The sequence below is a fragment of the Streptomyces sp. NBC_00400 genome (assembly GCF_036048035.1).
Lineage (GTDB): Bacteria > Actinomycetota > Actinomycetes > Streptomycetales > Streptomycetaceae > Streptomyces.
In genome coordinates, this window is record NZ_CP107940.1 from 170,577 (window position 1) to 194,048 (window position 23,472).

General features: G+C 70.2%; 20 protein-coding genes. 12 read left to right on the forward strand and 8 right to left on the reverse strand.

The annotated features are described in order from the left end of the window. Positions 1 to 52: 52 nt before the first annotated feature. From OHS81_RS00770 to OHS81_RS00790, 5 genes are all read left to right on the forward strand, one after another. Positions 53 to 1,450, forward strand: coding sequence for a M1 family metallopeptidase (locus tag OHS81_RS00770; protein ID WP_328381439.1), 1,398 nt, complete (start codon positions 53 to 55; stop codon positions 1,448 to 1,450). Between the two features lie 150 nt (positions 1,451 to 1,600). Continuing rightward, positions 1,601 to 2,581 carry an alpha/beta fold hydrolase gene (locus tag OHS81_RS00775; protein WP_328381441.1) on the forward strand — a complete coding sequence of 327 codons (981 nt, stop codon included), beginning with the start codon at positions 1,601 to 1,603 and terminating at the stop codon, positions 2,579 to 2,581. Positions 2,582 to 2,802: 221 nt separating this feature from the next. Next, on the forward strand, positions 2,803 to 4,485 hold the full coding sequence (locus OHS81_RS00780) for an FAD-dependent oxidoreductase (protein ID WP_328381443.1): 1,683 nt from the start codon (positions 2,803 to 2,805) through the stop codon (positions 4,483 to 4,485). Continuing rightward, positions 4,482 to 5,939: an ATP-binding protein gene (locus OHS81_RS00785; RefSeq protein ID WP_328381445.1), complete on the forward strand. Its 1,458-nt coding sequence runs from the start codon at positions 4,482 to 4,484 to the stop codon at positions 5,937 to 5,939. Before OHS81_RS00780 ends, OHS81_RS00785 begins: the two co-directional genes overlap by 4 nt. A 99-nt stretch (positions 5,940 to 6,038) precedes the next feature. Then, positions 6,039 to 6,641 (forward strand): hypothetical protein, encoded by a 603-nt coding sequence (locus OHS81_RS00790; protein WP_328381447.1) that lies wholly within the window; start codon positions 6,039 to 6,041, stop codon positions 6,639 to 6,641. Between the two features lie 123 nt (positions 6,642 to 6,764). Here the strand turns inward: OHS81_RS00790 and OHS81_RS00795 are convergent, their stop codons facing one another. From OHS81_RS00795 to OHS81_RS00805, 3 genes are all read right to left on the reverse strand, one after another. Continuing rightward, positions 6,765 to 8,765, reverse strand: a complete 2,001-nt coding sequence (locus OHS81_RS00795; protein WP_328381449.1) for a cellulase family glycosylhydrolase — start codon at positions 8,763 to 8,765, stop codon at positions 6,765 to 6,767. A gap of 227 nt (positions 8,766 to 8,992) precedes the next feature. After that, the gene (locus OHS81_RS00800; protein ID WP_328381451.1) at positions 8,993 to 10,546 is read right to left on the reverse strand and encodes an FAD-dependent monooxygenase; all 1,554 of its coding nucleotides are present in this window, start codon (positions 10,544 to 10,546) and stop codon (positions 8,993 to 8,995) included. Continuing rightward, entirely contained in the window at positions 10,543 to 10,956 is a 414-nt protein-coding gene (locus tag OHS81_RS00805; protein ID WP_328381453.1) for a hypothetical protein, read from the reverse strand. The genes OHS81_RS00800 and OHS81_RS00805 overlap by 4 nt, the downstream gene beginning before the upstream one ends. A 128-nt stretch (positions 10,957 to 11,084) precedes the next feature. On the opposite strand from OHS81_RS00805, the gene OHS81_RS00810 reads away from it, so the two are divergent. Together OHS81_RS00810 and OHS81_RS00815 are read left to right on the forward strand one after the other, a co-directional pair. After that, on the forward strand, positions 11,085 to 11,594 hold the full coding sequence (locus tag OHS81_RS00810) for a MarR family winged helix-turn-helix transcriptional regulator (protein ID WP_328381455.1): 510 nt from the start codon (positions 11,085 to 11,087) through the stop codon (positions 11,592 to 11,594). Positions 11,595 to 11,766: 172 nt separating this feature from the next. Continuing rightward, the gene (locus OHS81_RS00815) at positions 11,767 to 12,513 is read left to right on the forward strand and encodes a hypothetical protein (protein ID WP_328381457.1); all 747 of its coding nucleotides are present in this window, start codon (positions 11,767 to 11,769) and stop codon (positions 12,511 to 12,513) included. Positions 12,514 to 12,624: 111 nt separating this feature from the next. Here OHS81_RS00815 and OHS81_RS00820 read toward each other — a convergent pair whose 3' ends face one another. Then, the gene (locus OHS81_RS00820) at positions 12,625 to 12,888 is read right to left on the reverse strand and encodes a hypothetical protein (RefSeq protein WP_328381459.1); all 264 of its coding nucleotides are present in this window, start codon (positions 12,886 to 12,888) and stop codon (positions 12,625 to 12,627) included. A 290-nt stretch (positions 12,889 to 13,178) separates the two neighbouring features. On the opposite strand from OHS81_RS00820, the gene OHS81_RS00825 reads away from it, so the two are divergent. Further along, positions 13,179 to 14,999, forward strand: a complete 1,821-nt coding sequence (locus OHS81_RS00825) for a TIGR03767 family metallophosphoesterase (protein ID WP_328381461.1) — start codon at positions 13,179 to 13,181, stop codon at positions 14,997 to 14,999. A 150-nt stretch (positions 15,000 to 15,149) separates the two neighbouring features. Here OHS81_RS00825 and OHS81_RS00830 read toward each other — a convergent pair whose 3' ends face one another. Then, a complete protein-coding gene (locus tag OHS81_RS00830) occupies positions 15,150 to 16,709 on the reverse strand; it encodes an alpha/beta hydrolase (RefSeq protein ID WP_328381463.1) in 1,560 nt (519 codons plus the stop codon). Between the two features lie 255 nt (positions 16,710 to 16,964). On the opposite strand from OHS81_RS00830, the gene dacB reads away from it, so the two are divergent. Beyond that, entirely contained in the window at positions 16,965 to 18,572 is a 1,608-nt protein-coding gene (gene dacB / locus OHS81_RS00835) for a D-alanyl-D-alanine carboxypeptidase/D-alanyl-D-alanine endopeptidase (protein ID WP_328381465.1), read from the forward strand. 107 nt (positions 18,573 to 18,679) lie between these two features. Here the strand turns inward: dacB and OHS81_RS00840 are convergent, their stop codons facing one another. Beyond that, on the reverse strand, positions 18,680 to 19,114 hold the full coding sequence (locus tag OHS81_RS00840; RefSeq protein WP_328381467.1) for a hypothetical protein: 435 nt from the start codon (positions 19,112 to 19,114) through the stop codon (positions 18,680 to 18,682). Between the two features lie 252 nt (positions 19,115 to 19,366). Here OHS81_RS00840 and OHS81_RS00845 point away from each other — a divergent pair, with 252 nt between their 5' ends. Beyond that, positions 19,367 to 19,798, forward strand: coding sequence for a DUF6086 family protein (locus tag OHS81_RS00845; RefSeq protein ID WP_328381469.1), 432 nt, complete (start codon positions 19,367 to 19,369; stop codon positions 19,796 to 19,798). Between the two features lie 203 nt (positions 19,799 to 20,001). Here the strand turns inward: OHS81_RS00845 and OHS81_RS00850 are convergent, their stop codons facing one another. Then, complete coding sequence (locus OHS81_RS00850; RefSeq protein ID WP_328381471.1) at positions 20,002 to 20,439, reverse strand: protein-tyrosine phosphatase family protein; 438 nt, start codon at positions 20,437 to 20,439, stop codon at positions 20,002 to 20,004. A gap of 148 nt (positions 20,440 to 20,587) precedes the next feature. Here OHS81_RS00850 and OHS81_RS00855 point away from each other — a divergent pair, with 148 nt between their 5' ends. Further along, positions 20,588 to 21,121, forward strand: coding sequence for a GNAT family N-acetyltransferase (locus tag OHS81_RS00855; protein ID WP_328381473.1), 534 nt, complete (start codon positions 20,588 to 20,590; stop codon positions 21,119 to 21,121). 104 nt (positions 21,122 to 21,225) lie between these two features. Here the strand turns inward: OHS81_RS00855 and OHS81_RS00860 are convergent, their stop codons facing one another. Beyond that, positions 21,226 to 22,212 (reverse strand): PhzF family phenazine biosynthesis protein, encoded by a 987-nt coding sequence (locus OHS81_RS00860; protein WP_328381475.1) that lies wholly within the window; start codon positions 22,210 to 22,212, stop codon positions 21,226 to 21,228. A gap of 84 nt (positions 22,213 to 22,296) precedes the next feature. Between OHS81_RS00860 and OHS81_RS00865 the strand changes: the two genes are divergently transcribed. Continuing rightward, positions 22,297 to 23,199 carry a LysR family transcriptional regulator gene (locus OHS81_RS00865; RefSeq protein WP_328381477.1) on the forward strand — a complete coding sequence of 301 codons (903 nt, stop codon included), beginning with the start codon at positions 22,297 to 22,299 and terminating at the stop codon, positions 23,197 to 23,199. Positions 23,200 to 23,472: the final 273 nt, after the last annotated feature.

Below are 23,472 nucleotides of genomic sequence, written 5' to 3' on the forward strand. Positions count from 1 at the left end.
ACCGCGCGACGAGGCACCGCAGGCCCACCGGTGCCAGGAGGGAGCGAGACCGTTGAATCCCCGGCAGGCTTCCCCTCCCGGCAGGGACCCGTACTTCCCGGATCACGGGGACACCCGCTACCGGGTCCACCACTACGCACTCGACCTGGACTACCGGCCCATGTCCAACCGGCTCAGCGGCTCGGCCCGGCTCAGCGCGCTGGCAGGCCCCGCGCCGCTGGAGGAGATCACACTCGACCTGGCCGCCTTGAGGATTCAGCGGGTGCTGCTGGACAGCCGTACCGTGCGCTACACCCACCGGGCGGGCAAGCTGCGGATCCGCCCGGCGAAGGCGCTCGCCCCTGGCACCGCCTTCACCGTCGAGGTGCGCTACACCGGCAATCCCATGCCGGTGCGCAGCCCGTGGGGCGGCCTGGGCTGGGAGGAGCTGGCCGACGGTGCGCTGGTGGCCAGCCAGCCGGTCGGTGCGCCGTCCTGGTACCCCTGCAATGACCGGCCGGCCGACAAGGCCTCCTACCGGGTGGCGATCACCACGCCGTCCCCGTACGCCGCGATCACCGGCGGCCGGCTGCTCAGCCGCACCACCCGGGCAAGCAGCACCACCTGGGTATACGAGCAGCCCGCCCCGACCTCCGCCTACCTGGTGAGCGTCTCCCTCGGCAGGTACACGGCCGTGTCGCTCACCGGCCCGGCACCGGCGGACGGACAGAGCCCGCCGGTGACGCAGACCGCCCACCTGCCCGCGCGGCTGCTGCCCGAATTCACCGAGGACTTCGCCCGGCAGACCCGCATGATGCGGTTCTTCGAGGAGGTCTTCGGGCCGTATCCCTTCGGGGAGTACACGGTCGTGATCGCCGACGAGGAACTGGACGTCCCGGTGGAGGCCCAGGCCATGGCTACCTTCGGCACCAACCATCTCGACGGCGCACGCACCTGGGAACGCCTGATCGCCCATGAACTGGCCCACCAGTGGTTCGGCAACAGCGTCTCGGTCGCCGACTGGCGGCACATCTGGCTGAACGAGGGCTTCGCCAAGTACGCGGAGTGGCTGTGGTCGGAGCACGCGGGAGGCGGTACCGCGGTCGCTCACGCCACCGTCGCGCACCAGCTGCTGGCCACGCTTCCGCAGGACCTGCTGCCGGCCGACCCGGGCAAGCAGCTGATGTTCGACGACCGGCTCTACGAGCGGGGAGCGCTGACGGTCCATGCGCTGCGCTGCGCCCTCGGCGACGACGCCTTCTTCCGGATGCTCACGGACTGGACCCGCATCCATCGCCACGGCTCCGTGAGCACCGCCGACTTCACCGCGCACGCCCAGCAGTACGCAGCCGTGCCCCTGGACGGCCTCTTCGACGCCTGGCTGCGAGAGCCCTCCCTGCCCCCGCTACCGCAGCCCACGGGGCCACACCATGCCGCGAACTTGCAGATCAACCCACTGTCGCCGGACTGACTGCTCATGAGGCAGATTCCGGAAACCCGTTGACTCCGCATTCACGTGGACAGCCCACCACGGTGACCCGTTCGGAACGCGTGGCCGCGCCCGCCGCTGCAGCGGGGTGAACACTCAGGTGCTGTAGGTCTCACGGAAAGCGAGAACACCATGGCAGCATTTCCGGTCCCCGGCTCACGGCGTCGAATACGTCGCACACACGTCATCGCGGCCGGGTGCGCCATAGCCCTGTGCACGTCCGTGGCGGCACCTGCCACCGCGGACGGCGGCACGACCACGACCACGGCCAAACCCACCATCGTGCTGGTGCACGGGGCGTTCGCGGACGCCTCCAGCTGGAACGGGGTCGCCGAACGGCTCGAACAGCGCGGTTACGCCGTCATGGCCCCCGCCAACCCGCTCCGCGGGCTGTACAGCGACTCCACCTACATCGCCTCCGTGCTGGACAGCATCAAGGGTCCGATCGTGCTCGTGGGCCACTCGTACGGCGGCTCCCTGATCAGCTCGGCCGCCGCGGGCAACGGCCGGGTGAAGTCCCTGGTGTACGTATCGGCGCTGATGCCCGACGTGGGCGAGAGCGGTATGTCCCTGGCCGCCAGGTTCCCCAGCGAACTCGGCACTGCCACGAAGTCCGTTCCCTACCGGGCCGGCGGCGTCAGCGGGACCGACCTCTACCTCAAGCCCGGCAAGCTCCACCAGGTATTCGCCGCGGACCTGCCGGAGAGCACCACAAGGCTCATGGCGGTGACCCAACGGCCCGTGGCCACGACCGCGTTCTCTCAGAAGGCCAAGGTGGCGGCCTGGAGAAACCTGCCGTCGTGGTTCCTCGTCGCGAAGCAGGACAAGACCATCAACCCCGACCAGGAACGCTTCGAGGCGAAACGTGCGGGTTCCCACACGGTGGAGATCGACTCCTCCCACGTGGCCATGCTCTCCCACCCCGAAGCGGTCACCGACCTCATCCTCCAAGCCGCCACTGCGGCCGAGTCCACCCGTCCCGCGCTGCCCGCCACGGGGGCTTCCCGTGATGCCCGGGCCGCGACCGCACTCACCGGCATCGCCGCCGCCTCGCTGATCGCCGGCGCAGGAGCCCTCCTCCTGGGCCGCCGGCTGAGACGCCCCGCCCCCTGACGGCGCACGCCGCCGCGCCGCCTCGCGGCTGGGGCGTGCCCGGCGGCTCGGGAGCGTCCCCGGCAGTTCCCGACAAGGAACCGCGGACCCGATTTTGCCTAGCAGAGCTTGATATTCACCCATAAAATGGGCACTGCCGGCGCACCGGTGTGCCGGACAGGCATGTGAGGCCGGTGCGGACGGGCAATCGGCTCGGGGACGGTGATCGACCCGGGGACGGGATGCCTGTGGAGCAGACCGCCGGTCCGGTGCGGACCGTCATCATGACCGTCGACGACGATCCGGGCGTGTCCCGGGCCGTCGCCCGCGACCTGCGGCGACGCTACGGCGCGTCGTACCGGATCGTCCGCGCGGAGTCCGGCGAGTCCGCGCTTGCCGCACTGCACGAGCTGAAGCTGCGCGGCGGCCCCGTCGCGGTGATCCTGGCCGACTACCGGATGCCGAAGATGAACGGCATCGAGTTCCTTGAGCAGGCTCTCGACATCTACCCCGGCGCCCGGCGGGTGCTGCTGACCGCGTACGCGGACACCAACGCGGCCATCGACGCGATCAATGTCGTCGACCTCGACCACTACCTCCTCAAGCCCTGGGAGCCACCCGAGGAGAAGCTGTACCCCGTCCTCGACGACCTGCTGCAGTCCTGGCGGACCACCGACAACCGGCCGGTGGCCGTCACCAGGGTCGTCGGGCACCGCTGGTCGGCGCGTTCGTCGGCCGTACGGGAGTTTCTGGCCCGTAACCAGGTGCCGTACCGCTGGTACTCGTCCGACGATCCGGAAGGCCGGCGGCTGCTGTGCGCCGCGGGCGAGGACGGGCTCCGGCTCCCGCTGGTGATCACTCCGGACGGCACGGCCCTCGTCGAGCCCGAGGACCAGGAGCTCGCCGCCCGGGTCGGTCTCGCGACGACCCCGGCCACCGACTTCTACGACCTCGTCGTCATCGGTGGCGGACCAGCCGGTCTGGGTGCGGCGGTGTACGGGGCCTCCGAGGGCCTGCGCACCGTGCTCGTGGAGCGCTCCGCGACCGGAGGCCAGGCGGGCCAGAGCTCACGCATCGAGAACTACCTCGGCTTTCCGGACGGTGTGTCCGGGGCACAGCTCACCGACCGGGCCCGGCGGCAGGCGGCGAAGTTCGGTGCCGAGATGCTGACCGCGCGCGAGGTCACCGGGCTGGAGGTCAACGGCGCCTCGCGCGTCGTCCGGTTCTCGGACGGCTCCGCGGTTGCCGCGCACTCCGTGATTCTCGCGACCGGCGTGTCGTACCGACAGCTGGACGCGCCCCGGGTGACCGAGTTGACCGGCTGCGGCGTGTTCTACGGTTCGGCCCTGACCGAAGCGGCAGCGTGCCAAGGCCATCATGTGTATATCGTCGGCGGCGCGAACTCCGCGGGCCAGGCCGCGATTTACCTGGCCCGGAGCGCCAAGTCGGTCACCGTACTGGTACGTAAGCCCTCCTTGACCACGTCGATGTCGCACTACCTCGTCCAGCAGGTCGACGAGACGCCCACGATCTCGGTGCGCACCAACACGGTCGTCGACGCCGCCCACGGTGCGCATCAGCTGGAACAGATCACCCTGCGCGACACCGTGACCGGCCACACCGAACTCGTCGACGCCCAGTGGATGTTCGTCTTCATCGGCGCGGCCCCGCTGACCGACTGGCTGGAGGGCACGGTGCTCCGGGACTCCCACGGGTTCATCCTGACCGGCCCCGATCTGACCGCGGACGGGCGCCCGCCGGAGGGCTGGGAGCTGGACCGGCCGCCGTACCACTTGGAGACGAACGTCCCGGGCGTGTTCGTGGCCGGGGACGCCCGCGCCGAGTCCGCCAAGCGTGTCGCTTCCGCAGTGGGCGAGGGAGCCATGGCGGTCATGCTCGCCCACCGATATCTGGAGCAGTCATGAACGGCCGGCCGATGCCGTGCAGCCAGGAAGAACTCGCCTCGCTGTTCCTGTTCGAGAAGCTGGCCCCCGACCAGATCGCCCGGCTCTGCCGCGAAGGCCGTGTGGAGGAGTTCCCGCCCGGGCCGGTGTACGGGGAGGGCGACGCCGCCACGTGCTTCTATGTGCTGCTCGAAGGGACCCTCGCGCTCTCGCGCCGGATCGGGGACTACGACGTCGAAATCACCCGGAGCTCCAGCCGCGGGGTGTACGCGGGAGCCTTCCAGGCCTACCTGGGTGACCGCCTGCGGCAGGTGTACAACAGCTCCCTGCGGGTCATCGAGCCCGCACGCTTCTTCGTGCTGCCGGCGGAGACCTTCGCCGCGATCATGCGCGAGTGGTTTCCCATGGCCGTGCACCTGCTGGAAGGCCTCTTCTTCGGGGCCAAGAGCACCCAGGAGGCCGTCGGCCAACGGGAACGGCTGCTGGCTCTCGGGTCGCTGTCCGCGGGGCTGACCCATGAGCTCAACAACCCCGCCACCGCGGCCGTGCGCGCCACGTCCGCACTCCGCGAGCGTGTGGCCGGGATGCGCCACAAGCTCGGCCTCATCGCGGCACGCCCGTACCGGAGCGAAAACCTGCAGACGCTCATCGAAGTCCAGGAACGCACGGCCGAACGCGTCGCCAAGGCCACCTCCCTGAGCCCGCTGGAAGCCTCGGACCGGGAGGACGCCCTCTCCGACTGGCTGGACGACCACGGCATCGGGGACGGATGGCAGCTCGCGCCGACCTTCGTCCAGGCGGGCCTCGACACCGACTGGCTGGACCGGATCGCGGCAGCGGTGGACGCGGACACCCTCGAAGGTGCCGTGCGGTGGCTCAACTACACCGTGGAGACCGAACTGTTGATGAACGAGATCGAGGAGTCGACCCACCGCGTCTCGGCACTCGTCACCGCGGCCAAGCAGTATTCGCAACTCGACCGGGCGCCCCACCAGGTCGCAGACGTGCATGAACTGCTGGACAGCACCCTGCTGATGGTCTCCGCGAAGATCGGCCCCCGCATCACCGTGGTCAAGGACTACGACCGCAGCCTGCCGAAGATCCCGGCCTACCCCAGCGAACTCAACCAGGTGTGGACGAATCTGATCGACAACGCCGTCTCGGCGATGAACGGCACGGGCGCCGACGGCACGCTGACCGTACACACCGCCCGCGAGGGAGACCATCTGCTCGTCGAGTTCCGCGACACCGGCCCCGGAGTCCCCGAGGAGATCCGTGACCGCGTCTTCGACCCGTTCTTCACCACCAAACCGGTGGGTGAGGGTACCGGTCTCGGTCTCGACATCTCATGGCGGATCGTCGTCAACAAGCACAACGGGGACCTGCGGTTCCACTCCGTCCCCGGCGACACCCGCTTCCAGGTGCGCCTCCCGCTGGCCTCCGCCGACTCCTCTCCCCCACAGGAACCGACATGAATTCCCGGACGGAATCTCCCCTTGGTTCCCTCCGGCAGCACCTCCGCCCCACGCCGACCCGGCCCTGAAAAACGCGTACGGTCCGGATACCGTCCTGCCATGACAGACGAAGACCCTGATGACATTGCCTTTCACGTCGCCGCATGCTCCTTCACCCCGCGTCTGGTGGAGCAGATCGCCGGCCTGGCGGAACTGCCGTTGGGCGACTGGGCGGTCTCCGAGGCGGCGATGCGGCGTCTGGGCTGGTGCGAGGCGGGCGACGACGTGCCGTGGGAAGACACGTTCGTCACCGCCGAGGGGCACCTCGCCCATCTCGGGGACGCCCTTGCCGTGTCCTTCGCCCACTTCTACTGGGTCGACGACGACGCCTGGAACGAAGACTTGTGGGGCTCGTTGCCCGGCTGGTCCGGCCAGGCAAACGCCGAACGTGAGGTGTTCGACGCGCACATCGACGCGACTGTCGCCGCGTTCACCCAACGGCTCGGTCCACCGGAGCAAGACGTCACGATCGAAGGCGGCACGTCGGCCATGGGAGACGGCGGCTGGCGCCACGCCGCCTGGCGTTGCGGGGACAACCTGCTCGTCATCGGCCCACGCCATGAAGGACTCTCTTACTTCCAGTTCGAGGAGGCCATCGTCTATATAGGCTCGATCGAGGCGGCCGCTCCATTGCCCGCCCTCTGCGACTTCGTCTCCCCCTGACCACCCTCCGGCGCCCTGCCTTCCCCATCCCCCGCAACAACCCTAGGGCTCTCTCCCGAAACGTTGAGCCAGAAGGACCATGCCCTCATGGAAGCATGAGGCCCACGAAGGGCCCCTGCGGCGTCAGGAAAGCGGTCGGCAGAGCAGGGCGTCGGGGCGGCCCCGGTGTCCGGGGCGGTGGGTGTAGGCGATACCTGCCGCGTAGGCATCGGAGGGGCACTGGCCTTTGTAGTGGCCGTAGGCGAAGTCGCCGCCGGGGGCGCCGGGCGGGCGGTGGTCACCGCGGTCGAACCACAGGGTTTGGGCTGTGGTGCCCAGGGAGGTGCGGGCGGGCGTGCACAGCGCGGCGGAGACCGTCTCCCCGCGCAGGCTGTATCCGGTGAGGAAGTGATCTGCGGGGCACTGCAGTTTGCTGTAGCCGGGTGCCCAGTCGCCACCGGCCGGGACGTACCGCTCATCGCGTACGACCTCGGGTGTGCTCCCGGGAGTGCGCAGATCCCGGGCCGCGGGGGCGTCGGTGCACAGGCCGCGGCCCTGGGTGTGGCTGATGCCGATCAGCCGTTCTCCGTCGGGGCAGGCCGCTTTGCGGGCTCCGCCGTCCCAGTCGCCCAGGGCTCGGGTGCTCAGCGACTGGACGAAATCGCGGTGATCGAGGGTGAGTTGGTGCCAGGCCGGAGTCGGTGGCACAGGGCCGGTCCGTTGTGGTGCCGTCAACAGCCGGTTCCACGCCGTCGTACGCCAGTCGTTGCCGTCCAGGATTCCGCTGCGGCGCCCGGCGCGGTCGTAACGCAGCATGGCCCAGTTGTCCCCGGCAGGGCGGCCCTGGGCGTCGGTGCTCCAGCCGACGAGCGGCCAGTAGGCGAAGTCCGTGTCGTTGTCGGCGAGGACATCCGTCAGGTGGGCGAACCAGGCGCGGGCCGCGGCGCCCGGCTCGTCGGCACCGATGCCGAATTCGCTGATCCACAGGGGCGCGGTGAAGTGCTGTCCGGACTCGGCGGAGACGAAGAACGCCTGATCGTGCAGTACGGTGCGCAGCTGGTCGCGGGCCAGGTCCTGATAGCGGGGGTCGCTGGTCTCCCCCACGCCGGTGGCGCCGCTGTGGTGCGGGCCGGTGTAGCCGTAGAAGTGGGCCGAGTAGACGAGCTTCCCGGAGCGGACGAGGGTGTGCGAGAGCGTACGGACCGGGGTGAGGGTGGGGCGGCCGTGCGGCAGGCCGTCCACCGGCAGTCCGGTCCAGTTGATGCCTTCGATGATGAGGAGAAGCCGGGGGTTGGCCTCGGTCTGGATCCGGTCCGCCGCTTCCTGGGCGGCGGCCTGCCAGTCGTGGTTGTCCCCCAGGCCCCAGTTGGGGTCGTCCCAGATGTCACGGCGCACTTCGTTGTAGAGGTCCGCTCCCACGACACGGCGGTTGTCCTGGTAACGGCGGGCCAGGAAGACCCAGTCGTCGGCCCATTGACGAGTGCTCTGGCGGCTGTTCCACCGCTCGTTGCCGTCGAGGCCGCAGCACCAACGGGTGGTGTTCGTGTGGTTGTTGAGGATGACGGCGAAACCGTCCGCGGTCAGGGCTGCGACCACGGCGTCGAAGACCTGCAGCGGTGTTCTGCCGCGTAGCTGCGGGTTGGCGGCCACCGCGGCATCCGGCACCGGGGCGTCGGAGTGGATCATCTCGTTGGAGAACGGCAGCCGGATGCTGTTGAGGCCCAGGGCCCGGAAGTCGTGCAGCAGCGAGGCGATGCCCACGCGGTCGAGGCCGAGCGGTATGCCGTGGGAGTTCTGACCGCTGTGGTGTGCGGCGGCGTCGTTGATGTCGCCCGAACCGTTCCACGAGCCCTGCGCGCCGTCCCAGTTGCCCGACTTCAACCGGAACCGCTTGCCGTCGGCGTCGACGATATAGCGGCCTCTGGTGGACAGCGGTGCCGTCCATGCGGCGGCGGGTGCGTGGGCGGCCGACGCCCGCGCGGCGGTGCGGACGGCCGACCCCGCGGCGGGTATGCGGACGTCCGACGCAGCGGAAGCGTCCGGCCCGGCAGGGGCAGCGGCCGCGCCGGGGACCGGGCTGCCCGTGAGGACGAGGGCGAGGCACAGCGCCGCGGCACCGCACGCCGAGCGTAAGAGAGGCTTCACGTCATCCGCCTGCTTCATCGGGGGTGCCCGTCGGGTCGGCCCGGCGAGCAGCCCCGCGGCAGACGCACCGCCGGCGGGGCACCGACAAGTTACCCGTGAGTGGCCGGCGGGGCCATACCTCTGCGGCCGTTTCCGGCCCGGTCGTACGGCGGCCCGGCCGCTTGCCGTACGACCGGGGCACGAGACCGCATCTGCCCGTCAGATCCCAGAGCTCGTGGCTCACGGACTCAGGGGCTCAGATGCGGAGGCGCGGACGCAGGCGTGTGCCCAGGCGCAGGCGCAGACGCAGGCGTCGTCCAGGAGCGGAGCGCGGCTGCCACCTCCTCGATGTCGGGGGCGGTCCAGGCGCGGGCGATATAGCCGTCCGGGCGGATCAGCGCGGCGGACAGCCCCGACCACGGCAGGGCCCTGGCCACCTCGACTCGGGCCGAGTGAAGCGGCGCGAAGACGGCGTCCGGTGTGAAGTCGGCGAGCAGGAACCGGTCGACCGTCAGCCGGCGGTGCAGGGTGCCGTCCGACAGCTCGAGGTCGGGAGCGCGGCAGCCGTCCAAGGGATGCCCCGGGACAGGAGGGGGATAGGACAGGCCGAGTCCGGACAACCAGGCGGTCAGGTCGTCCGCGGTGTCGCCGCCCTTGGCGATCAGCCCACTCATCAGGTCGCGCAGCGCGGCACCCGCCGGGGTGAAGGTGGTCATCAGGGCTGCCTGAGCCAGGGTGTTGTCGGCCAGTCCGGCGGCGACGGGGGCACGCTCGCTTTCGTAGCCGGCCGCGCCACCGGTGATCACGGGCGGAGCCCAGGCGTGGATCTCGGCGGCCAGTTTCCACGCCAGATTCGCGGCGTCCTGCAGGCCGACGTTCAGCCCCTGGCCGCCCGCGGGCAGATGGACATGCGCCGCGTCACCGGCCAGAAAGACGCGGTTCGCGCGGTACGTCACGGCGTGCCGTGTCGTGTCGTTGGCCGTGGACAGCCACAACACGTCACGCAGTCCGTGGTCGCTGCCGGTCATCCGGCGCAGGATGGCGCGCAGTTCGTCGAGGGTCAGGGAGCGCGCCTGGCGTGCGCGTACCTGGTCGGAGGTGAGTTGGGTGTCCGCGGCTTCGGTGCCGAACACGCGGTACGTACCGTCGGGGAGGCCGTACGTACCGTCGGGGAAGGGGAGGAAACTGAGCTGGCCGTGCCGGTGGTCCCAGTAATGCATCACCCCGTCCGGAGGGTCGGTCAGGGTGACATCCGCGACGAAGCCCACCAGGGAGGGCGGGGTCCCCGGGAAGTCGATGCCTGCGTGCCGTCGTACGAGGCTGTGCGCCCCGTCGGCGCCCACCAGATAACCGGCCCTGCGCACACCGTCGTTGACGGTCACCTCGACCCCGTCGGCATCCTGGGTGAACCCGGTGACGTCGTGTCCGTGGTGCACAGCTATGCCGCGCCGGCGAAGGTGAGCCGCCAGCACTCGCTCGGTGGTCGTCTGCGGGACCATCAGCACAAAGGGATAGGGCGTGTCGAGCTGCGCGTAGTCGAGCAGGTCGGGTAGCACGGCGAAGTGCGCCTTCGGTACCGGGCGCCCCAGCGAGACCAGTACATCGGAGAGCCGCCGGTCGTCTTCGGTGCGCAGCAGGGTGAGGACTTCCAGGGTCCGGGGATGCATCGTGATGGCCCTGGCCTGCTCGCTCTGACCGGCCCTGCGCTCCAGCACCTCCACGGTGACCCCGGCGGCATCCAGCAGGGCGGCGGTCAGCAGCCCGACCGGCCCGCCGCCCACCACGATCACCTCGACGCTCATCGACTCCCCCGCTCGGGACGCAGCAGCCAGATACCCGCGGCGAGACCGGTGGTGGAGGCGATGTGCACCGCGAGCGCCTTCTCGTTGGGCGCCCAGACACCCGTCGTGGGGCCTCCGGACCACATCGCCGCCGCAAAACCGGCACCGGCGGCCGCCATCGCGCCCCACAGCGGCCGGCCGCGCCGCGGTCCGGCGAGCACGCCGATCCCGATGGCCGCCAGGCTGCCCGCAGCGATCAGGGCCTCGCGGGCCATGTGGTACTGCACATGGCCCGCGCCGTCCCGCACCTCGGGCGCCCGGTAGGTGTCATCCGTGATGTGGGTGACGGTCTGCCAGACCGACGGCAGCGCCGCCGCCATACCGGCGACGGTGACGACTCGGCCGAGCTTTTCACGCCTGGTGGGCGCCATGTCTTCTCCCCTTTCGCTGGGCGGTACGCCATACGCGGCAGGTGTGAGGCGTGAGGCGTACGCGATTCGCTTAACGTGAAGATAATTAATGTTCGCCTTTTTGTCAACGCGCTGATAGGATCCACCGCGTGACCGAAAGCTCGCCCCGCGACCGCGTCGACGGCATGATCGACGTCATCTCCGGCGCACACGACCTGGCCGACCTGGAATCCAAGGCACTGGTGTACCGCCTGCGGAGGGTGGCTCACCACATGGAGACCGAGCTCAAGCGCGAACTGGCGCAACACGGGATCGAGTTGTGGGAGCTGGAACTGCTCGCCTGCCTGCGCAGGGCACCACACCACCGCCTCAGCGCCAAGGACCTGCTGGAACAGATGCAGCTCACCACCGGAGCCGTCACCAACCGCGTCTCACGACTCGAAGCAAAAGGGTGGGTCAGCAGAGAGCTCGACCCCGCCGACCGCCGAAGCGTTCTCGTCACCCTCACCGAGGGCGGCCTCAACCGCGCTCTGCAGGTTTTCGCCACCAAGACCGAGGCCGAACGCACCTTGCTCTCCGCGTTCACACCGGAGCAACAGCGCGAGCTCAATGGCACCCTGCGCACGTTGCTGATCAGCCTGGAGGGCCAACACCCCTGAAAGGGGCCGGGCGGCCTACAACCACAGGGCCGCGCGGGCTACAACCCACCCCGATCCGACCCGGCACAGCGCAGCCACTACCGAAACAGCACGATCGAGCACATAGAGTAACCGCTCCATTGCGGGATCGGGTGCCCCCGGCCACCCGGCCGCACCGGAGAAAGGGACCTGCATGCGCGCTCGCCCTCTCGCCACCGCTGCCGTTCTGGCGCTCACCACCGCTGTTCTCGCAGCCACCCCGGCCCCGGCACGTCCTTCCGCCACCGCACCCTCCGGCAGCAGCCGGCCCGCGGCCGCCCGCCTCGCCGGAAACACCGAGGTTCCCGTCGAGGGCGGCTCGGCACGCTTGGCCGTACCCCCGGCTCTCCTCACTGCCCTCCACACCCGCGGCGTGGCGCTCGCGGAGATCGACACCCAAGGCCGGATCAGCCCGCACTTCTCCACGGGAGACGTGCAGCTGGGCATCAGGAGCGGTGCGGTCACCAACAGCGGCGGCAAGGTCGGCGGCGAGCTCCGGTTCACCCGGGCCGGGATCGCGCTGATCAACATCAAGACCGACAAGGCCGTGAAGCTCACCGGCTTCGTCGGTGATCTCAGCCAAGGCAAGCTCAGCGCCGTCATCGACCGGGGCCCGAGAATCGCCCTGGGTACGTTCCCCCGGCCCCGCACCGCATCGTCCGTCGACACCGAGCCCGCCGCACTGCACATGAACACTGCCATCACGGTGTCCGCGGTCGCCGCCGCCCGCCTCAACGCAGCCCTCGGCGCCGCCTGCTTCACCGGTGGCGGATCGCTGCTGCATGTCCGTATCGACGCCGCACTCGACCCGTCCGTCGACCTCGGCACCGCCCTCAACCTGAGCCATCGCACGCGCGGGGGCAACGACGGTCGCCGGACGGACGACGACGCACAGGGATGACGAAGACGGCCGAGCCACGTGCCGTTACCCGCCGCTCGTCCACCGCAACGATCAGGGGCTTTGCCCCAGGTGACGTTGTCCCAGGCGTGCCGGGGGCATCCCCAGCCGTTGTCAGGCCGAGGCACTGAGGCCGGCCTGCCTCGGAGCGGTGCGGGGGCTGCCGGCCTGTCGGCGTCGTACCAAGAAGCACGCGAGGGCGCCGACCGCGATCACGATGATGGGCAGTGCCAGGGTCGGCCGCATCGCGTGCACGACCCCCTGTTCGAACGTGGCGGCCGCCACCTGCTCGATGTGGTGGACCAGACCCGTCGGCGTTCCCTGCGGCGGGTGGACCACCACGCCGCTCTGCCCGACGCCGACCAGAAGGCCAGGCATACCAGCGTTGCCGCGGCGAGCAGGACGCCCCCGACGTCCAGCTTCCGGCGGCTGCCGTGCCGCTCGTCCGCCATGGGCGCTCGCCACAGCCCACCGTGCGTCACCGGGGAGCCACCGGGACGCTACGGGGGCGCCACCGAGGGGGCGGACCCTGGCGACGGGCAATGGGTGTGCCCAGTTCCGGGCCCGTTCAAGTTCTGGTCACGCCCGCCGCCCAGGATCTGGAATGAGACATTCCGCTTGGTGACACCGCTGTGGTCAGGTACGCCGGCCACGGCACGGAGGGCCTCATGGCCGGTACTGAAACCCACATCCCCACCAACCGTCGTCGCTTCCTCCTCAGCTCCGGTGCCGCCGTCGCCGGAGCCGGTGCCGCATGGGCACTGCCGAGCCGGCGCAGCAGCAGCGGGGCCCCGGGCACCGCACACGCACAGCCCCTCACCTCTACGTCGCCGGCCCGTCCCGGTGGGCGACGCGCGGCCCCGTTCGGGACCACCACCCTCGACACCACGGCCCGCCTCGTCGGCAGCGGCGGCTACCGCCGGATCACCTCCGGTCCCGGATGGCCCCTGGTCGTCCGGGGTGAGCTCGCCTCCGCCGCGTCCGGACGCCAGGACCGGCGGACCGCCCTGGCGTGCTTCGTCCAGTTCACCGACCTTCATGTGGCCGATGTCCAGAGCCCCTTGCGCACCGAGTACCTGCGCGTCGGATCGCCGGGATCGTGGCGGGCGCAGGAGGCGCTGTCGGTGGCCGGTGCGGTATCGCTGGTGGAGCAGGCCAACGCGGTCCGCAAGGGACCGCACACCGGCCGGCCGCCGGCCTTCGTCATGTCCACGGGCGACAACATCGACAACCACTCCATGGTGGAACTGGAGTGGTTCCTGACCCTCATGAGCGGTGGCCGCATCACACCCAACACCGGTGACCCGACGTCGTACGAGGGTGTACAGAATTCCGGCCTCGCGCTGTACTGGCATCCGGACAACAACCTGCGCGACCAGGACAAGAGACGCGGCCTGCCGCCGATCCCCGGCTACCTCGAAGCCGCGATGCGCCCGGTCATCAGCCCCGGCCTGCGACTTCCCTGGTACTCGACTCCCGGCAACCACGACGATCTGCCGGGTGGTTGTCTGGCCCCGCAGGACCCCGTGCTGACGGAGCACATCACCGGGGCACGCAAGCTGTTCTCCGTACCGGATGCCGATGTGGCCGCCTTCCGCAAGGTGCTGGACAGCGGCGACGACCCCAAGAGCACCGTGCTCAAGGACATCCTCCGCCGTAACGCCTCCCGCGCCCGCACCGTGACCGCCGACGAGCGCCGCCGGATGTTCACACCCCACGACTACCTGCGGGCACATCTGAACCCGGCCTTCGCCGGAGCGGGGCCGGTCGGACACGGCTACACCGACAACCACCTCGACGGTGACCGGATGTACTACTCCTTCACCATCGCCGAGGGTGTCATCGGCATCAGCATCGACACCACCTACCGCAGCGGCCACTACGAAGGGTCCCTGGGCACCGAGCAACTACGGTGGCTGGAACGGACGTTGGCCGCCCACAGTTCCCGCCATTACGACGAGGACGGACGGCTGGTGCGCAACACCGGTGCCGATGACGCGCACATCCTGGTGTTCAGCCATCACCACAGCCCGAGCATGACCCGGCGCCCCGACGCGGCCCGATCGGAGGAGAAGCGGCACGACGGCGAAGAGGTCATCGCCTTGCTGAACCGGTTCCCGAACGTGGTGGCATGGATCAACGGCCACAGCCACATCAACCACATCACGCCGCATGCCCACCCGACGGCCGCCCGCTCCTTCTGGGAGGTCAACACCGCCTCACACGTGGACTATCCACAGCACGCGCGGATCGTCGAACTCGTGGACAACCACGACGGGACGCTGTCCCTGTTCACCACCCTCATCGAATCCGCCGCCCCGCACCACACGGACTTCGACGACCTCTCCTCGGTCGGCCTCGCCTCGCTCTACCGAGAGCTGTCCTACAACGCTCCCGGCCTCGCCGCGGGCCTGACCGACGGCGTCCACGAAAAAATGGCGGGCACCGCGGCGGACCGCAACACCGAACTCCTCGTCCGCCGGGCGTGAGACGGGAGCCACCCCACGGGCCTCGGACCGGCTTCCGCCGGCCGCCACCGATCCCAGCAATCCCACCAATCCCACCGACCGCCTTCACCGATCCCCGCTGCCCCCGGGCCGATCCTCCCGAATGCGACCTATCGCGCCCGTTCGTCGTGCTTAACCGCGGCGTCCCGAGGGCACGGGCAGCGGGCCCGCCGCACAGGTCACGTCATGGTCCGGAGCGGCTTTGCCGAGGAGATAGGCGTTCACGATGCCGTCCACACACGCATTGCCGTTCTGGTACTGACCATGATCGCCCCCGCCCGTCACCGTGACCAGCCGTGAGCCGCGCAGCGCACGGTGTGCCGCACGTGCGCCCTCGTAGTACGTGGCAGGGTCGTGAAGCGAGTTGAGCATCAGTGTGGTGGGCAGACCCCGGCCGGTGACCCGGACGCGCGGCGCGTCGGAGACCGGCCAGGCCGCGCAGGTCGCCGCGTAGGCCAGCTCGCGCGCCCCGACGAGCGGAGAGGCGGCGGTGTCCTTCGCGCTGCGGTCGAGCCAGTAGTCGAGGTCGCCGTGCCACGGGGTGTCGTTGCACGTCACCGAGGAGTACACGGCGGCGAATCCCGGTGACAGGTAGCTCGCGAAGAGCTTGGCGACCCGGGTGCGCTCGGCCGGTGTGGTGGACGGCCAGTGATCGAGGGCCCTGAGTGCGGCCGCCAGCTGCGGGAACTGCCGCGCGTTGTACATGCTCTGGATCGTGGTGTTGTCCAGCTGATTGGGCCCGATCGTCAGCGCACCGACGGTGAGCGGGTGCTCGTGCAGGGCGCGACGGCGTGCCTCCCACCTCGCCTTGGCCGCGGCCGCCGTGCGTCCGTAGTGGTAGGTCGTGTCGTAGCGTGCGATCCAGGGCAGGAAGTCCTGCTCGAAGCGTCGCTGGAAGCTATGCGGCAGACCGCCTTGGGCGTGCTGCCATGTGCCGCTGAAGTCCTCGTTGCTGTCCAGTACCGCGCGCTCGATACGCTGCGGGAATTCCGTCGCGTAGTAGGCACCCAGCCAGGTGGCGTACGAGGGTCCGTAATAGGAGATCTTGCGCACGCCCAGCAGTGCGCGGAACAAGTCCATGTCGCGCACGGCCTGGTCGGTGGTCAGCCGGCGGACCAGATCGCCGCTGCGCCGCAGGCAGCCGGCGACGAGCTGCCGCGAGCGGGCCAGGACACCGCGGAGGGCCGCGGGCGAGCGATCGCGGAAATCGTGAGCGTAGAAGTCCCGGAACTCGGCCTCGGTCTGGCATTGCGCGGGCGTGCTGCTGCCGACGCCGCGCTGGTCAAAGCCGACCACGTCGTACGCGGCCCCCACGGTGGGCGAGCGCGCGACGAAGTCCGCGGGCCGGGTGAGTCCCGAGGCCCCGGGCCCGCCCGCCGCCATCATCAGCACCCCGCGCCGCCGGGAGGTGCCGGCCGCACGGTGCCGGGACACCTCGACGGTGAGGTCGGCCCCGGTACCCGGATGGTGCCAGTCGCGCGGCACGGTCATGCGTGCGCACTCCAGTGAGGGTTTCGCCGCGCATGGCTGCCAGTGCAGCTGCTGATGGGCGTAGCGCGCCGGCACCGGCGGCCCGGTCCGGTCCGCCGCCCGGGCCGGCGGCACGGTGGGCGGCACCGCCGAGATCAGCACGGCGGCCACCGTTCCGGACAGGGCGGCCACCGGCCACCGCGGTTTTCTCCACGCGGACATCGATCCTCCCGTCGGCGCGCAGGGTGCGCTGCCATGAAAGGGATCCTCGGGGGTCAGGGGTCCGGTTTCGATCACACTGGTGCCCCCTTCCGGGGTGGCACCAGGACCACCCCCGACGGGCCGGTGCGCTGGAGCGTCCGGGGGACCGCGGGGTCCCCCGGCCGACGCCTGCGGCCCCGTGGTGGCGGTGAGCAGTACCTTCAGGGGGATATAGCGGTAGATACACGACAGATCAACACCATCGGTGGAGTCTGCATGTCCCCCTCCGTCACCCCTCGGACCTCCCGCGGGCGCCTCGCCAGATCCCTGGGCATTCTGCTGGCCGTCGGTGTCGTCCTCACCGGTCTCGTCCAGGTCGCGCCCTCCCCCACGCCCCCTGCGCTCGATCCGCGGATCACTTCGATCATGCGGAAGCCGGATTACCGGTATGCACGGTGGGGGCTGCTCCAGCGGGACCCGAAGACCGGCAAGATGACGCAGTCCCGCAACGCCGACCAGTTCTTCATCCCGGGGTCAACGGCCAAACTGTTCAGCGTCAGCGGCACCTGGCACACCCTTGGCGGCGACCACCGCTTCCTCACGCCGGTCCACGCCGTCGGGCAGCGTCACCACACGACGCTCAAGGGCAATCTGGACCTGGTCGCACAGGGCGACCTGACCCTCGGTGGCCGGACACGCAAGAACGGTACCGTCGCCTTCACCGCCATCGACCACACCTACGCCAACGATGTCCCGGGGGCCACCCTCACCCCGCAGGATCCGCTGGCCGGCATCGACCAGCTGGCCCGGCAGGTACGCCACTCGGGGATCCGCCGGGTCGACGGCGACGTGGTCATCGACGCGCGCCTGTTCCGGCCGGATCCGGTCCTCGCGCCGACCCCCACACCGCTGATCATCAACGACAACGTCATCGATCTGCTGACGTCCCCCGGCGCCAAAGCGGGCGCCCCGGCCGGCCTGGACTGGCGCCCGAAGGTCGCGCCCTACCACGTCACGTCCTCCGTCCGCACCGTCGCGGCGGGCACACCGGCCGACATCAGTGTGAGCAGCTCCGCCGACGGCACCCGGATCCGCCTGTCCGGCACCATCGCCGCCGGTTCGGCTCCCGCCCTCCGGGTGTCCGCCATCAAGGACCCGAACGCCTTCGGCCGGACCGCGCTGATCGAGGCACTGAAACGGGCCGGGGTCGAGGTCCGCGCCAAGGCGATCGGGCCCAACCCGGTCCGGCAGTTGCCGAAGTCCTACCGGGGGGTGCCCACGGTGGCCCGGTACACCTCACCTCTCTACGCCGAGTACGCCAAACTCATTCTCAAGGTGAGCCACAACCTCGGGGCAAACCTGGGGATCTGCCTGATGGCCACCAGTAAGGGAAGCACTACCTGCGAGGACGGCTTCCCCGTACTGGCCACCTTCCTGGACCGTGCACGGGTGGAACGCAAGACCGTGCAGCTCGCCGACGGCCGCGGCGGCAACCCGGCCGACCGGACCACACCACGCGCCCTGGCCCAGATCCTGACGTACTGGCAGCACACCTGGGAGGCGCAGCGCTTCCGCACCTCGCTACCGGTCCTGGGCGTCGACGGGACCCTGGCGGATTCCTGCCAAAGCTGCCCGTCACGCGGCAAGGTCTTCGCCAAGACCGGCACCGCGGCCGGCGATGACGCCCTCAATGACCGGCTGGCCGTGGGCGCGGAGACCGCGGCCGGCTACTTGGAGACGCGCCGGGGCCACTTCGAGGTGTTCTTCGCCGGAGTGAACGGCGCCGCAACCCCCGGCATCGCCGTCAACGGCGTCCTGGCCATCGGCAACGACGTGGCCGACGTCGCCGCCTACCTCCAGCAACAGGCCTCCGGCCACCACTGAACGACGAGCCCGCCCGGCGGCGGAGCGCCGTGCCGCGCCACCCCTCGGGGTACGTTCGGCCCAGGACCCGCTCGTGCGGGAACATGGATTGCGCCGGCCGACCGGGGTCAGAAGACCAGCCTGACCCTGGTGTCGATCAGCTGCGGTTCACGGTCCTCCGCCACACAGCGCAGCGCTTCTCGCACAGCCAGGGCTCCGAGGCGGAGGAACACCAGCTCGCAGGTGTCGACATAGTGCCAGGACATGGCACGCACGAAGACCCGGGCGCTCACCGGGGCGCCTCCCCGGACTTCGGGGTCCTCGGTGTCCGTGCCGGAGAGTTCCCGCAGCACGCCCTGGGCGAGGAAGTCTTCGAACTCCGGTGCCGGTTCGGGTGAGACGGCGCAGGCGAACTCGACGGACGAGGTGACCCCTGCGGGCAGGGGTTCGAAGTCGAGCTCGATCCTTCCGTACGTGGGCGCACAGCCGCCGAGCGTCTGTCGGGAGTGCACCCTCACTCCCCGTACGGGACGGGCGAGTCCGAGGGCCGGTGTGGAGGTCATGGCAGGCACCGTAGGGGCGGTGAGACCCCTGTGTCGCCGCATTTGCGGGACGCTGCCGCGCCCTGGCACGGCAACCGTCCGGCACCGGTCGGTATGGGCGAGTTGGGGATTATCGCGGCCATCGTGCCACAACGGTCACTCGCGTACCCGTCACTCCGTGGGCCGAGCAACAACCCGGCGAACCTCTACGGCCACGGACCAGCCAAGAACGCCTGATTACGCTGTCACCATGACCAGCAGAGAGGCGTCCCGGTGAGCCAGTACTACGTCATGGGCGACCAGACCCTGTGGAACCCGTCCCATGGTGTCTCCCGGCTGTTCCTGCACCAAGTACCCCTCCATGAAGCCGAACTTGGCCTGCCATCCGGCGTTGGACCGATGGATGCCGACGAGTGCCGGATCGACCCCACCGACTTCACCGCGTTCGTCGACGCACTGCTGGCGCGACATCGCGATACCGGCCATGCCGTCATGATCGCCCTGTCCGAAGGGTTCGTCGCTACGGTGCTGGTCCTCGCAGAGAGGGCCGGCATCGAGGCCGACTGGGAGGCGGCCGGCCGCAGCACCACGGGCGATGACCTCAGGGACATCCAGGTGCCGGCGCCTCCGGCTCCTGATCAGGAGATATGGGCATCCGCCCTGCGCCGGAAGGCACGCGAACTCGACCGTTTCATGGTGCGCTGAGTCGCGTCTTCATGGTCCGCTGAGCCGCGTCCACAGGACTCGGGAAGCCGTCGGAAACGAGGCATGGAGCTTGCCCGGGCGACCGCCATGGCGTGCCACGACGCAGAGGGTGGCGCACGCAGCCGCCGGCTCAACTGCCGCTGCCGGCCGCCTCCCCCCTCGGGGCCGGGCCGTGGCGACATGTCCGGCTCTGCGGGCCCCCGTTACGCCTCGTCTGCGAAGCGCAGGACGAAGCGTCGTTGCCATGGGGTTTCCACGGCGCGAGGGTGGTAGTGCCGACGGACGTAGGCGACGGCTCGGTCTGGTGGCACCCCGTCCAGAACGGCCATACATGCCAGTGCTGTTCCCGTCCGGCCGCGGCCGCCGCCGCAGGCCACCTCGACGCGTTCGTCCGCTGCCCGGGTCAGCGCCTCCTGGAACACGAGACGAGCCTGGCGGCGGTCCTTGGGAAGCCGGAAATCGGGCCAGCGCAGCCACCGGGCGTCCCACTCGGTCCGCGGGGGCTGCTTGCCGAGGAGAGAGACGGCGAAGGTGGGTGTGGGGCCTGAGGGGAGGGGATGGCGCAGGCCCCGGCCGCGTACCAGGGCGCCCGAGGGGAAGCGGAGGACTCCTGGGTCTGATGCACTCCAGTGCTCGGTCATACGCGCACCCTATCGATCGACCACCGTGTGGGCCGTACATGCGAGACGACAACTCGCCCCGTACTGCGCCGGGTTGACCTGGCCTGTACATGGTCCGTGCGGGGGCCTGCGTTGCCTGTGGCCTGGTGCGGACAGCATGATGCGGAGAATGACAACGAACCCGTCTTCAGTGTCGCCTGCCGTGGTCCGGCTCGCGCGGTATGCGACTACGGAGCTGAGGGAGATCGTCGGGGACGACGATGACCCTTTCGGCGTTTCCGAGGCCGGTCTGACCTGGCTGCCCAAACAGGAGCACTTCGCCATCCGAAGGGACGGCCGCCTCGTGGCGCACACGGGTCTGGTCACGCTTCCCCTTTCGGTCGGCCCGGTGGAGACACAGGTGGTGGGCTTCGGTGGGGTGGTCGTCGCTCCTGGTCTGCGGGGGCACGGGCTGGCACGGCTCGTGGTCACCTCCGCTCTGGAACACGCCCGCACGATGGGGCCGCAGTACGGACTCCTCTTCTGCCGGCCGCACCTTGTCTCCCTCTACCAACGCCTCGGCTGGCGGACACTGCAGGAGGACGTCCAGGTCGAGCAGCCGGACGGGCCCGTGGTCATGCCGCTGCGGTCCCTGTGGGTACCACTGCACGACGGGGCACAGTGGCCCGTGGGGCCGGTGCGTCTGCGGTCCCTCCCGATGTGAGCGGCCCCTTCCCGCCTCGGGGGTGTGGCATCCCTCCGTGATACTTCGTGGCCGCCGGCCGGTGGGGCCGGCGGCCACCTGTCACCTCCGCCACGCCCGCGGGCTCACCGGCCCGGAGCGGGCAGCGGGACCGCCTGCCCCGTGACCCGCACCTGCGGGTCATCGGGGTCGACGTCGACGTAGAGGTCGCTGGGCCGGCCCATGTCCTCGCCCTGCCGGATGTGCACCCGCAGCGGCTCGGTGACCAGACCCAGGGCGCGCAGGTACCCGCCGAAGGCCGCGGCAGCGGCGCCGGTTGCCGGGTCTTCCACGACACCACCGACCGGGAAGGGGTCGCGGGCGTGGAAGTCGAGGCGTCCGGGGGCCGCGCGGTGGACGAGGTGGACGGTCGTCCAGCCGTGCTGCCGCATGAGGTCGCACAGCGCGTCGAAGTCGTAGTCGAGGGCGGCCAGTCGTGCCCGGCTCCGCACTCCCAGGACGAGATGGTCGTTGCCCGCGAAGGCGATGTGCGGCGGGAGGCCGTCGTCCAGATCGTCCCTGGTCCAGCGCAGGGCCCGCAGCACCGGCTCGACCTGAGTGGCCTCCTCGGCCGGGTGGGAGTGCGCCGGCACGCTGGTGAGCGTGGCCTGGGTCAGCCCGTTGACCAGGCCGGTCCCCACCCGGATCTCACCCGCGGGCGTGTCGAACAGCAGCTCGCCGGTTCCGTAGCGGGAGGCGAGGGCCACGGCCGTGGCGATCGTGGCATGTCCGCAGAAGGCGACTTCGGCGCGAGGGCTGAAGTACCGCAGGCGGTAGCGGCGGGCGGCGATGTCGTGGGCCGTGACGAATGCGGTCTCCGAGTACCCGACATCAGCGGCGATGGCGAGCATCCGCGCATCGTCGAGGGATGCGGCGTCGAGCACCACACCGGCCGGGTTGCCACCCTCCGGGACGGTGGTGAAGGCGGAGTACCGCAGGACTTCAACGGTGTCGGAGCTCCGGAGGGTGTCCGAGCCCCGGACGGCGTCCGGGCTCGCGAGGGTGTCCGGGCGCGGCCCCGGGCCGGCGGGGGACGTTTGGGGCAACGTATGGGGCGACATGGGAGAAGTCATGGCTTCACGATGGCAGCGCGGTCCGATCGCGTCCAACGATGGTTTTCGCTCGGGCCCATCGGATATCGCGATAACGTACGTCCGGTGGACACCAGACTTCTGCGTACCTTCGTGACGCTCGCCAGGGCGGGAAGCTTCACCGCCACAGCTCGCGCACTCCATCTCGCCCAGTCCACGGTCACCGTCCAGATCCGCACCCTGGAAAAGGAGTTGGGGACCCCGCTCTTCGACCGGATGCCGTCGGGGACGGTCCCGACCCGGGCCGGACTGCGGCTGCTGGAAGAGGCCGAAGAAGTACTCGACGCGGTGGCCCGGCTCCACGCGACGGCCGCGTCCGGGCAGGGTGACGTGGCGGGCGGGAGCATCGAGGGCCAGGTTGCCGTCGGCGCGGGTGATTCGCTGTGCTCCTCCCGGCTGCCCGCGGTGATTGCTTCCTTGCGGCACGCACACCCTCACCTGGATGTCCATCTGCACGCCGCCGGCACCGCCACGGCTGTGGACGGACTGCGCACCGGCCGGCTGGACATCGCACTGTTGCTGGAGCCGGAGATCGGCGAGAGCGATCTGCTGGCCCGCAGGATCGCGGACGAACCGCTGGTGTACGTGGCGGCGCCCGGGCATCCGCTGGCCGGACGGGCAGCCGGCTGGCAGGAGTTGGCGGGTGAATGTTTCTTCGTGCACGAGGAGGGGTGCTCGTACAGCGACCGGCTCGTCCGCACACTGCTGGGCCTGCCCGGAGCCCCTCCCCGGATCACCCGGTTCGGCAGCATCGATGCCGCCCGGTCGTGTGTCGCGGCCGGCCTCGGTCTGACGCTGCTCCCCCGCGTGACCGTCGAACGCCACCTTCAGGAAGGCCAGTTGGCGGTGGTGGACGGCCCGAAGGCGCAGCCGGTGCCCGTCCAGCTCGTCCGGCACCGCAGACGGTGGTTCGCGCCGGGCGCGCAGATCGTGGCCGAGGAGCTGACGCGCACCTTCGCGGAGGCGTGAAGCCGTGGCAGAGGTGACCGGCAGCGCCGCTCCCCGTCACCGCCTCTTCACCGTCACCGCCTCTTCGCCGTCAGCTCAGGAGCCCCACGAGAGTTCGGTTTTGTCCTTCGTCCGCGTGGACGCCCGGCGCGTCGTTTGGACAGGCCCCAGCCCTCCGACACCGTGAGGGCGTGCGCCCTCTACTCCTTCGCCTCGCCGCAGCGGCAGTCGTCCTCCTGGCCACCAGCAGCTGCGTGTCCCTTCCGGCCGGCGGATCCTTGCACGGTCCCGGCC

What these genes read in the sequence shown, in the direction of transcription:
- OHS81_RS00790 (WP_328381447.1), top strand. Translation starts at nt 6,039, where the DNA reads ATGACAGACGAAGACCCTGATGACATTGCCTTTCACGTCGCCGCATGC.
- OHS81_RS00805 (WP_328381453.1), bottom strand. Translation starts at nt 10,956, where the DNA reads ATGGCGCCCACCAGGCGTGAAAAGCTCGGCCGAGTCGTCACCGTCGCC.
- OHS81_RS00825 (WP_328381461.1), top strand. Translation starts at nt 13,179, where the DNA reads ATGGCCGGTACTGAAACCCACATCCCCACCAACCGTCGTCGCTTCCTC.
- OHS81_RS00820 (WP_328381459.1), bottom strand. Translation starts at nt 12,888, where the DNA reads ATGCCTGGCCTTCTGGTCGGCGTCGGGCAGAGCGGCGTGGTGGTCCAC.
- OHS81_RS00830 (WP_328381463.1), bottom strand. Translation starts at nt 16,709, where the DNA reads ATGTCCGCGTGGAGAAAACCGCGGTGGCCGGTGGCCGCCCTGTCCGGA.
- OHS81_RS00780 (WP_328381443.1), top strand. Translation starts at nt 2,803, where the DNA reads ATGCCTGTGGAGCAGACCGCCGGTCCGGTGCGGACCGTCATCATGACC.
- OHS81_RS00775 (WP_328381441.1), top strand. Translation starts at nt 1,601, where the DNA reads ATGGCAGCATTTCCGGTCCCCGGCTCACGGCGTCGAATACGTCGCACA.
- OHS81_RS00815 (WP_328381457.1), top strand. Translation starts at nt 11,767, where the DNA reads ATGCGCGCTCGCCCTCTCGCCACCGCTGCCGTTCTGGCGCTCACCACC.
- OHS81_RS00850 (WP_328381471.1), bottom strand. Translation starts at nt 20,439, where the DNA reads ATGACCGAGCACTGGAGTGCATCAGACCCAGGAGTCCTCCGCTTCCCC.
- OHS81_RS00855 (WP_328381473.1), top strand. Translation starts at nt 20,588, where the DNA reads ATGACAACGAACCCGTCTTCAGTGTCGCCTGCCGTGGTCCGGCTCGCG.
- OHS81_RS00840 (WP_328381467.1), bottom strand. Translation starts at nt 19,114, where the DNA reads ATGACCTCCACACCGGCCCTCGGACTCGCCCGTCCCGTACGGGGAGTG.
- OHS81_RS00785 (WP_328381445.1), top strand. Translation starts at nt 4,482, where the DNA reads ATGAACGGCCGGCCGATGCCGTGCAGCCAGGAAGAACTCGCCTCGCTG.
- dacB (WP_328381465.1), top strand. Translation starts at nt 16,965, where the DNA reads ATGTCCCCCTCCGTCACCCCTCGGACCTCCCGCGGGCGCCTCGCCAGA.
- OHS81_RS00860 (WP_328381475.1), bottom strand. Translation starts at nt 22,212, where the DNA reads ATGACTTCTCCCATGTCGCCCCATACGTTGCCCCAAACGTCCCCCGCC.
- OHS81_RS00800 (WP_328381451.1), bottom strand. Translation starts at nt 10,546, where the DNA reads ATGAGCGTCGAGGTGATCGTGGTGGGCGGCGGGCCGGTCGGGCTGCTG.